This is a genomic window from Bradyrhizobium sp. 62 (assembly GCF_023073035.1).
In the GTDB taxonomy this organism is placed as follows: domain Bacteria; phylum Pseudomonadota; class Alphaproteobacteria; order Rhizobiales; family Xanthobacteraceae; genus Bradyrhizobium.
In genome coordinates, this window is sequence record NZ_JADPIT010000031.1 from 96,400 (window position 1) to 105,918 (window position 9,519).

Annotated in this window: 10 protein-coding genes; 2 read left to right on the forward strand and 8 right to left on the reverse strand. The window is 63.9% G+C overall.

The window, feature by feature from the left end:
- Positions 1-14 precede the first annotated feature (14 nt).
- The 5 genes from IVB47_RS28465 to IVB47_RS28485 form a co-directional block, all read right to left on the reverse strand.
- Positions 15-1,172 carry a hypothetical protein gene (locus IVB47_RS28465; RefSeq protein WP_247466260.1) on the reverse strand — a complete coding sequence of 386 codons (1,158 nt, stop codon included), beginning with the start codon at positions 1,170-1,172 and terminating at the stop codon, positions 15-17.
- A gap of 32 nt (positions 1,173-1,204) precedes the next feature.
- Complete coding sequence (locus tag IVB47_RS28470; RefSeq protein ID WP_247466263.1) at positions 1,205-1,891, reverse strand: methyltransferase domain-containing protein; 687 nt, start codon at positions 1,889-1,891, stop codon at positions 1,205-1,207.
- Between the two features lie 37 nt (positions 1,892-1,928).
- Positions 1,929-2,444, reverse strand: coding sequence for an N-acetyltransferase (locus IVB47_RS28475; protein ID WP_247466266.1), 516 nt, complete (start codon positions 2,442-2,444; stop codon positions 1,929-1,931).
- Positions 2,445-2,511: 67 nt separating this feature from the next.
- Positions 2,512-3,459, reverse strand: a complete 948-nt coding sequence (locus IVB47_RS28480) for a glycosyltransferase family 2 protein (RefSeq protein WP_247466269.1) — start codon at positions 3,457-3,459, stop codon at positions 2,512-2,514.
- A 62-nt stretch (positions 3,460-3,521) separates the two neighbouring features.
- The gene (locus tag IVB47_RS28485; protein WP_247466272.1) at positions 3,522-4,013 is read right to left on the reverse strand and encodes an NUDIX domain-containing protein; all 492 of its coding nucleotides are present in this window, start codon (positions 4,011-4,013) and stop codon (positions 3,522-3,524) included.
- An 80-nt stretch (positions 4,014-4,093) separates the two neighbouring features.
- Between IVB47_RS28485 and IVB47_RS28490 the strand changes: the two genes are divergently transcribed.
- Positions 4,094-4,975, forward strand: coding sequence for a metallophosphoesterase (locus IVB47_RS28490; RefSeq protein WP_247466274.1), 882 nt, complete (start codon positions 4,094-4,096; stop codon positions 4,973-4,975).
- 210 nt (positions 4,976-5,185) lie between these two features.
- Here the strand turns inward: IVB47_RS28490 and IVB47_RS28495 are convergent, their stop codons facing one another.
- The 3 genes from IVB47_RS28495 to IVB47_RS28505 all read right to left on the reverse strand — a co-directional run bounded on the left by IVB47_RS28495 (position 5,186) and on the right by IVB47_RS28505 (position 7,808).
- Positions 5,186-5,740, reverse strand: a complete 555-nt coding sequence (locus IVB47_RS28495) for a hypothetical protein (RefSeq protein ID WP_027568551.1) — start codon at positions 5,738-5,740, stop codon at positions 5,186-5,188.
- A gap of 199 nt (positions 5,741-5,939) precedes the next feature.
- The gene (locus tag IVB47_RS28500) at positions 5,940-6,146 is read right to left on the reverse strand and encodes a hypothetical protein (RefSeq protein ID WP_007595122.1); all 207 of its coding nucleotides are present in this window, start codon (positions 6,144-6,146) and stop codon (positions 5,940-5,942) included.
- Between the two features lie 30 nt (positions 6,147-6,176).
- The gene (locus IVB47_RS28505; RefSeq protein WP_247291313.1) at positions 6,177-7,808 is read right to left on the reverse strand and encodes an isocitrate lyase; all 1,632 of its coding nucleotides are present in this window, start codon (positions 7,806-7,808) and stop codon (positions 6,177-6,179) included.
- Positions 7,809-8,038: 230 nt separating this feature from the next.
- Between IVB47_RS28505 and IVB47_RS28510 the strand changes: the two genes are divergently transcribed.
- A complete protein-coding gene (locus IVB47_RS28510) occupies positions 8,039-9,484 on the forward strand; it encodes a short-chain fatty acyl-CoA regulator family protein (protein WP_247466276.1) in 1,446 nt (481 codons plus the stop codon).
- Positions 9,485-9,519: the final 35 nt, after the last annotated feature.

The window sequence follows — 9,519 nt, forward strand, 5'->3', positions numbered from 1 at the left end:
TTGCTAGCCGGACTTCATCGTGCTGTGGCTGAGGCGGCCGCTTCAGGGGCGTCCTCCGCCGCCTCCCGAAACAGCACGGCAAACAGCAGGGTCCACAATGTCAGGAGAGAAATGGGGATCGTGTAGTATGGGGTCGCAATCGGATAGGTGAAGAAGAAGGCGAGGTTGAGCGCCAGATTGGCCAACGTGAGCAGCGCGACGCGGCGAATGCCGTTCGCCTGCCGCAACAGCCAGATCGAGCCTGCGATTCCGATGACGATCAGCAAGGTCTGGAGCGGATCGGCGAGATAGTCCCGGACCACCGCGAACGAAAAATCCAGCGGCCTCACATCGGGGTTGTTGCCGTAAGTCGATGCGAATGGACTGCCGGCGTTGACGGCGTAAGAGACGATGGTCGGGATCACGCCGGCCAGCAACGCGACGCCGAACACGGCCCCCTGCAAGAACCGGGACAACGTCCGCTCCGCCAGGAACGCGACGAGGAGAAACAGACCATAGCCGGACGCCAGGAAGAGGTTGGCCAACCGGAAATCGACGGTCAATCCGAGCAGGAAACCGATTGGCGCCAGCAGCCAGATCCCCGGTTGAGATCGCGGGGTCGCCAGCCATCGCGCCGTGAGACATCCGGCGAGCGCGCACACGACGACGGTCGGGGCCATCGAATAGCTCGCCTTGACCGGATTGACCATCAGGTAGATCGCAAGACAGCCGAACGTCCCGGCCATCAGGACCGACCTCATGCTGCGCGCGAGAGACAGCGCAAACAGCGCAAGGCCGAGGACGACAATGGTCGCCAGCATGTACATGGGCACGACCTGGTGACCCGGCGGAAACAACGCCAATACGAGGCCTACACCCGGCGGGTATTGAATGACGACCTTCCCCGTGGCCGGCATCAGATTGTGACAGGGCGCAGCGGTCGTATCGTTCCAGTCCGGGTACCCGATCTCCTTCAGCTTTGCTTTCTGATAGCCGTCGTCGTCGCGGCCAAGGTTGGTGTCGAAGCCCTCCACCAGCCCGAACCTCTGGAACAGATGCGCCTGCCTGAGGTAGCAGATGTCGTCATAGACGCCGCGCGCCTCGCTCCATCGCATCATGGTCCAGAAATGGCCGACCAGCACCGCGAGAAACAACACGGCGAAAACGGCTTTGCTGGTGTGGATTTTCTTCATCGGGATCATGCTGCGGGGGAGGCGGCGCTGCGTTAGCGGAATGCGAGATAGAGATTGGACGATAGCGGGCCGAGCGACAAACCGGTGTAGCCCACGGCCGCGGACTTGGGGGTGGACGACTTGGCAACTAGCGCGGCGAGCCCCAGCAGGCGTTTTCGCGTCATCAGGATCAGGTTCTGCTCGTCGGTCCATTCCGACTTGCCGGCGACCCTGCAGGCGATCCTGAAGGTGCCATCCAGATAGTGCGCCAGGGGGATGGCGGTGTGGTGCTCGACCGGAAAGAACCGGTTGGGCACGGTGATGAACACCCGCCGCGCGACGCGGCAAAGCTCCTCGACAAGGAGCACCTGATTTCCATGGCTGCCGGCATGCTCGAGCACGGCATTGGACGTCGCGACATCGAACGCATTGTCGTCAAAGGGCAGCCGTGTATTCGGTTCGATCTGCACGTAACGGCAAAGTGGAAAAGCCGCCTTGAACCCTAATCCTTCGCCGAGCCCGCAGGCCGTGATCTTGTGCTGATGCGGGTAGCTTCGTTCCAGCACGTTGGCGCCGTCGTTGATCACGTCGGACACGCCGACATCCAGTATTTCGTCCGAGGCAGACGGCTGCATCCGGGCGAGGAAATCCTGAAAGATGCGGTCGCGCGCCGCGATCAGCAGCTTTTCCGCCGTGCTCCCGGACGCCACTTCCCGGTAATATTGCTGATCGACCGGCACTGCCCTACCTTCATGTGAGCTTCGAAGCGATGGCGCGTCAGGTTCGCGTCTTGCTCCAGTCGGGACCAACCGGACCCGATACGCCTTCGAACGCGCCTTCGACCAGCTCGATGACGAGGAGCCGGCTGTAATCGACCGGGCCCGGCATGGTGACGCGCCCCTTGGCGACCTGCTTGAAGCCGACGCGGCTGTAATAGGTCTCGTCGCCGACCAGCAGCACCAGGCGATGGCCCTGCGCCTTCGCATCCTTCAGCGCGCGCTCGAGCAGCAGCCGGCCGACGCCGCGGCTGCGGAACGGAGGCTCGACCGTCAGGGGCCCGAGCAGCAGTGCCGGCGTGTCGCCGACGCAGATCGGCAATTGCCGGACGGATCCGATCAGCAACGTACCGACGCGGGCGGTGAAGGATAGTTCGAGCACATGATCCACATGCTCGCGGATGCGGTACGCGCTGAGCACGAAGCGGCCGGGTCCGAAGGTGCGTTCGTGCAGCCGCTCGATGGCCTGAGCATCGCCGGCGGCTTCCGACCGGATGGTGAGGGAGAGATCGTTCATCGCGTCGGCGGGATATCACCTTGGAGGGCAGCGGTCCATACGATTGCGCCCGGCTCCGGGGGCAATTTCAGCTCCTCCCGAGCGGCGGTTGGGACAGGTAGGCGAGCATCTTCACTTCCCGCCGGCCGCGCGTCACGGTGTCGAGCACGAGCCCCGACGAGGCCGAAAGCAGCGCCATGATCATCAGCCCCATGGAGAGCACGGCGGTCGGCAGGCGCGGGACGAGGCCGGTCTCGAGGAAGGTGATCACCACGGGCAGCCCGAGAACGATCGACAGCAGCGCGAGGACGATGCCGATCACCGAAAAGAAGCGCAGCGGCCGCTCCGACCGGTTGAGCTTCAGCATCGTGTTGAAGATGCGCAACCCGTCCTGCCAGGTATTGAGCTTGGAGAAGGAGCCTTCCGGGCGCGCGTAATAGGGCGTCTCGACCTCGGCGACCGGCAGCGACAATTCCAGCGCATAGACCGCGAACTCGGTCTCGATCTCGAAACCGCCGGACAGGACCGGGAAGGATTTGACGAAGCGGCGCGAGAACACGCGGTAACCGGACAGGATGTCCTTGAAGGCGTGACCGAAGGTCGATGCCAGGAAACCGGTGAAGAGCCGATTGCCGATGCGATGACCGCGCCGGTAGGCCGCTTGCGATTGATCGACGCGCAGACCGACAACCATATCCAGATGCTCATCGAGGAGCTGGTCAATCATGCGCGACGCGCTCGGCGCGTCGTAGGTCGCGTCGCCATCGACGAGCACGTAGATGTCGGCCTCGATGTCCGCGAACATGCGGCGCACGACGTGACCCTTGCCCTGGCGCCGTTCGCTGCGCACGATCGCGCCGGCCTCGCGCGCGACCGCCGCGGTGCGGTCGGTCGAATTGTTGTCGTACACGAAGACCTCGGCCGCGGGCAGTGCCTTGCGGAAATCGGCGACGACCGTCGCGACGGCGGCTTCCTCATTGTAGCAGGGCACCAGCACGGCGACCCGAAACGGCCATGACCTCGTCGATTCAGACAATCTTCATCCCTCGTCCATGCGCCGACACCGCAGGTGCGGCGATTTACTAGCACAGGGAGCCATCATCGCCACGTCGCAATCCGCGGCCTGTCGTGCAGGACTTCCGCGATCCGCAGCCGCGTGCCGGGCGTGGTCCCCTCGGGCAGCGCGGTGACCGCGAAGAATCCGCACTCGGCGATCTCGCGATTGGGCGCGGGCAGGCTATCCTGCTTGAACTGCCTGACGACGTAGACCGCGACGTGGTCGCGGCGGGAGACGTGGCTGTTGAGGAAGATCCCGTGCAGCACGGCATCGCCGGTGAGATCGATATCCCCCTCCTCCTTGAGCTCGCGGCGCATTGCTTGCTCCATGGTCTCGCCGAGATCGACGCCGCCGCCGGGCAGATACCAGCCGGTGACGTAGCTGTGCCTGACCAGGAACACCCTGGTGTCGGCATCCAGCACCACGGCGCGGACACCGAGCGTCATGCCGCGGATCAGCAGAAAATAGGCGTGGAAGATTCGCCGCAGCAGCGGCTCGAATCTCCGTCGGACGCCGTTCAGACGTTCTCCCATCGGGCTCCCTCGATGCCCCGCTTGCACGTAGCCTGCGACCTTGCCATTACAGCGGGCGAATAGCGAGGCAATCGCCCCCCATGGCCCCCTTCACGCTCGCCCATCTGTCCGACCCGCATCTGGCGCCGCTGCCGAAGCCGCGGTTGATCGAGCTCGCCGGCAAGCGCGCGCTCGGCTATGTCAACTGGACGCGCAACCGTCACAAGTACCAGCGCCGCGAGGTGCTCGACGCACTTATCGCCGATTTGAAGGCGCAAGGTCCCGATCACATCGCGGTCACAGGCGATCTCGTCAATCTGGCGCTGGAGGCGGAGTTCGCGCCTGCGCGCGCCTGGCTCGACGGCGTCGGTCCGCCCGACCGCGTCACCACGATTCCCGGCAATCACGACGCCTATGTCCGCGCCACCTTTCATCGCTTCGGCGAAACCTTCGCGCCCTATCTTGCGGGTGACGATGGCCGTATCGGCTTTCCGAGCCTGCGCCGGCGCGGGCCGCTCGCGCTGATCAGCCTGTCCACGGCGGTGCCCACCTTGCCGTTGATGGCGACAGGCACGCTCGGACGCGATCAGCTCGCGTCCCTCGAAGAGGTGCTCGAACGGCTTGCGGCTGATGACGTCTTTCGCGTGCTGCTGGTGCATCATCCACTGAAGTCCGGCGCGCGCCACAAGCGGATGACCGACTCCGCCGGGCTGCTGACGCTTTTGAAACGTCACGGCGTCGAGCTGATCCTGCACGGGCACGACCACATTCATTCGACGATGTGGTTCGAGGGACCCAACGGCAACATTCCCGCAATCGGCGTGCCCTCGGCCTCCGCGCTCGCGCACGGGCGCACCCCGGCTGCGGCCTACAATCTGTTCGCGATCGAGAAGGACAACACCGGCTGGCGTTGCGAGCAGACGGTGCGGAGCCTGGGGGCTGGATTTCAGATCGGGCAGATCAAGCATGTCAGATTGATCTAGTCCCACGCCGTCATTGCGAGCGAAGCGAAGCAATCTGTCATTGCGAGCGAAGCGAAGCAATCCAACTATTTCCGCGGCACGGATTCTGGATTGCCTTCCGCACCGAGACAGTCTGGATTGCTGCGTTCCGCAGAGGCAGCGTGGATTGCTTCGTCGCCAGCGCAAAATTGCTTCGCAATTTTGTCGCGGGCTCCTCGCAATGACGACGCCTCACCAGCTCCGCAGGGCCGCGAGCACGGCAACCCCGAACAGCGCGGCGGCGCCGAGCACGAACCCCAGCACGAATGGCCAGAGGCGCGAGCGGCGCCGCGGCTGCGCGGCCTCGGGCTTCGGCTCGGGCGGGACCACCATCGCATGCTCGCGCTCGATCATGCGGCGGGCGACATAGTCCGTGACGGCCTCGACGATCACAGCGGTGTCGTGCGATTCAGCGAGCACGATGCGGCCGAAGCGAGTGTCCTGCACGAAGCGGTACATCCGCTTGTCGCGCCCCATCGAGATGTGCGCGACGACGTCGATCCAGAGCCTGGGCGTATCGCCCTGGCTGATGCCGCGGTCGAACAGGTCGATCTTGTCAGGCACCTGCGCGAATAGGGGATCGAGCGAATCGTTGAGGATCTCGAGCCGCGCCACCTCGGCATCGCGCAAATCGACGACGACGCCGGTCCGGTCGGCGGCCTCGATCCGCGCGCGCAACAGCGCATCGCGCAGCCGCACCGGGCGCGGCTGGCTGGGATGGATCCCGCTGGTCTCGGGCTCTGACATTGGCGGCCTCGTCCTCACTTGGCCGGATTAACCTATCAGCAACCAAAGTGTCCGCAAAGGCCCTACAATTCCAGTTACTTACGGTGCCCACAGGTCGTTCACCTGTGCCAAAAACAGACGATCCCACCCGGCTTGCGCCGGATGGGACCCTCCGTCCTTGGACGTCTTCTTATTCAGATTGTCATGTTAGTTCACATTGTCAGGCCGAGACCCGCGACGGCTCTTCCACGATCGAGAAGCGGACGCCGGCCTTGTGGCGGTTCTCTTCCGAGACCGAGCGCCAGGCGTCCTCGGCCTCCTTGCGGGTCTTGAACGGACCCTGCACCTGGGCCGAGCCTTCCACGAGCTTGTGGAAGTTCATCGAACCGAACTCGCCGCCGATCACCCAGAAATTGCTGTTGGTCATTGTCAGTCTCCTGTCGATTAGCGTGATGCGTTAGCCGAACTGGTTCATCGTGTTGTGGGCGCCGCCCGCCTTCAGGGCAGCCTCGCCGGCGAAGTACTCCTTGTGGTCGTCGCCGATGTCGGAGCCGGCCATGTTCTGATGCTTGGCGCAGGCGATACCCTGACGGATCTCGGCGCGCTGGACGTTCTTGACGTAGCCGAGCATGCCCTGGTCCCCGAAATATTCCTTTGCCAGATTGTCGGTCGAGAGCGCCGCCGTGTGATAGGTCGGCAACGTGATCAGGTGGTGGAAGATGCCGGCACGCTTGGCCGAATCCGCCTGGAAGGTACGGATGCGCTCGTCGGCTTCCTTCGCCAGCGGCGTATCGTCGTATTCCACCTTCATCAGCTCGGCGCGATTGTACTTGCTGACGTCCTGGCCCGCTTCCTTCATCGCGTCGTAGACCTGCCAACGGAAGTTGAGCGTCCAGTTGAACGAGGGCGAGTTGTTATAGGCCAGCTTCGCGTTCGGAACCACCTTGCGGATCCGGTCGACCATCTTGGCGATCTGCTCGATATGCGGCTTCTCGGTTTCGATCCAGAGCAGGTCGGCGCCGTTCTGCAGCGAGGTGATGCTGTCGAGGACGCAGCGGTCTTCGCCGGTGCCCGGGCGGAACTGATAGAGATTGGAGGGCAGCCGCTTCGGACGCATCATCTTGCCGTTGCGGTTGATGATGACGTCGCCGTTGCGGGCGTTCTCCGCCGTCACTTCCTCGCAATCCAGGAAGCTGTTGTACTGGTCGCCGAGGTCGCCGGGCTTGTGGCTGACCGCGATCTGCTGGGTCAGGCCGGCACCGAGCGAGTCGGTGCGGGTCACGACGACGCCGTCTTCGACGCCGAGTTCGAGGAAGGCGTGGCGGCAGGCCCGGATCTTGGCCAGGAACACCTCGTGCGGCACGGTGACCTTGCCGTCCTGGTGGCCGCACTGCTTCTCGTCCGAAACCTGGTTCTCGATCTGGAGCGCGCAGGCACCCGCCTCGATCATCTTCTTGGCGAGTAGATAGGTCGCCTCCGCATTGCCGAAACCGGCGTCGATGTCGGCGATGACAGGCACGACATGGGTCTGGAAGTTGTCGATCTTCTCGATCAACTCCTTCTCTCGGGTCTTGTCGCCTTCCTTGCGGGCCTTATCGAGGTTGCGGAAGATATCGTTCAGCTCGCGCGAGTCGGCCTGACGCAGGAAGGTGTAGAGCTCTTCGATCAGCGCCGGCACCGAGGTCTTCTCGTGCATCGACTGGTCCGGCAGCGGGCCGAACTCGGAGCGCAGCGCCGCGATCATCCAGCCGGACAGGTACAAATAGGTGCGATCGGTCTTGCCAAAGTGCTTCTTGACCGAGATCAGCTTCTGCTGGGCGATGAAGCCGTGCCAGCAGCCCAGCGACTGCGTGTACTTGGTGGGATCGCCGTCATAGGCGGCCATGTCGGCTCGCATCAGCGCCGCGGTGTAGCGGGCAATATCCAGGCCGGTCTTGAAGCGATTCTGCAGGCGCATGCGGGCGACGGCCTCGGCCGACACCCCGTTCCAGGTCGGCTGGGTCTCCAGGAGCGACCGGGCCGCCTCGACCTCACTCTGGTACGAGGCGGGGGCCTGGAGGGTGCTGATGCCACGGGGCTGGTAATTCATGTGCCTGATCCTTTCGCTGACGATGGCCACCAGCCATCGACATTCTTGACAATGCATTGCGAGATGCGTGTCAGAAGCTAAACGCGAGAAAGCTCAGCTCGTACAGTAGGCTTGCATTTGAATGGTGATGTCATGTAACATCGGTACTTGTATTATATGTCACTTTGTAAATCTTGTAAACTAATTAGGTCAGTAAGCCTGCCATTGATGCCCTCTCCGGAGACCTGAGAATGCCCGCCGGTTCCAGCAAGAAGCTCTTCGTCGGCCCGCGCTTCCGGCGGATCCGGCAGCAACTGGGGCTGTCGCAGACCCAGATCGCCGAGGGGCTCGGGATCTCGCCGAGCTATGTCAATCTGATCGAGCGTAACCAGCGTCCGGTGACCGCCCAGATCCTGCTGCGGCTGGCCGAAACCTACGACCTCGACCTGCGCGACCTCGCGAGCGCCGACGAGGACCGCTTTTTCGCCGAACTCAACGAGATCTTCTCCGATCCGCTGTTCCGCCAGATCGACGTTCCCAAGCAGGAATTGCGCGATCTCGCCGAGCTTTGCCCCGGCGTCACCCATGCGCTGCAACGGCTCTATGCCGCCTATACCGAGGCCCGCCAGGGCGAGACGCTGGCCGCGGCACAAATGGCCGACCGCGACGTCGGCACCCGCTATGAGGCCAATCCGGTCGAGCGCGTCCGCGAGTTGATCGAGGCCAACCGCAACTACTTTCCGGAATTCGAGCAGGCCGCGGAGACTCTCCGCGACGAGCTGAACGTGCCGGCCGAAGAGCTTTATGCGGCGCTGGCGGCGCGGCTGCGCGAAAAGCATTCGATCCAGACCCGCATCATGCCGGTGGACGTGATGCGCGAGACGCTGAGGCGCTTCGACCGCCACCGCCGCCAACTCCTGATCTCCGAACTGGTCGACCCGCCCGGCCGCGCGTTCCAGCTCGCCTTCCAGCTCGGCCTCATTGAATGCGCGCAGCATCTGGAGACCATCATCGGCCGCGCCGGCCCGCTCGACGACACACCGCGCCGCCTGTTCCGCATCACGCTCGGCAACTATTTCGCGGCCGCCGTGATGATGCCCTACCCGGCTTTCCTGGCTGCGGCGGAAGCGTTGAATTACGACATCCATCTGCTCGCGCAGCGCTTCAATTCCGGTTTCGAGCAGGTCTGCCATCGGCTCACCACCCTGCAGCGGCCGAACGCGCGCGGCATCCCGTTCTTCCTGCTTCGTGTCGACAATGCCGGCAACGTCTCGAAGCGATTTTCATCGGGCACGTTCCCGTTCTCGAAATTCGGCGGCACTTGTCCGTTGTGGAACGTGCACTCGACCTTCGACACGCCTGACCGCCTGCTGAAGCAGGTGATCGAGCTCTCCGACGGCACGCGCTATTTCTCGATCGCGCAGATGGTGCGCCGCCCCGTCGCGCCGCACCCGCTGCCGCAGCCGCGCTTCGCCATCGGCCTCGGCTGCGAGATCCGTCACGCCGCGCGCCTCGTCTACGCCGCCGGCATCGATCTGGAGAAAACGGAGGGCACGCCGATCGGCGTCAACTGCCGTCTCTGCGAGCGCGAAAACTGCGCTCAGCGCGCCGAGCCGCCGATCACGCGCACGCTGATCCTGGACGAGACGACGCGGCGGGTGAGCTCGTTTGCGTTTTCGAATGCAAGGGAGTTGTAAAGCACACCGCTGTCATGCCCCGCGAAGGCGGGGCA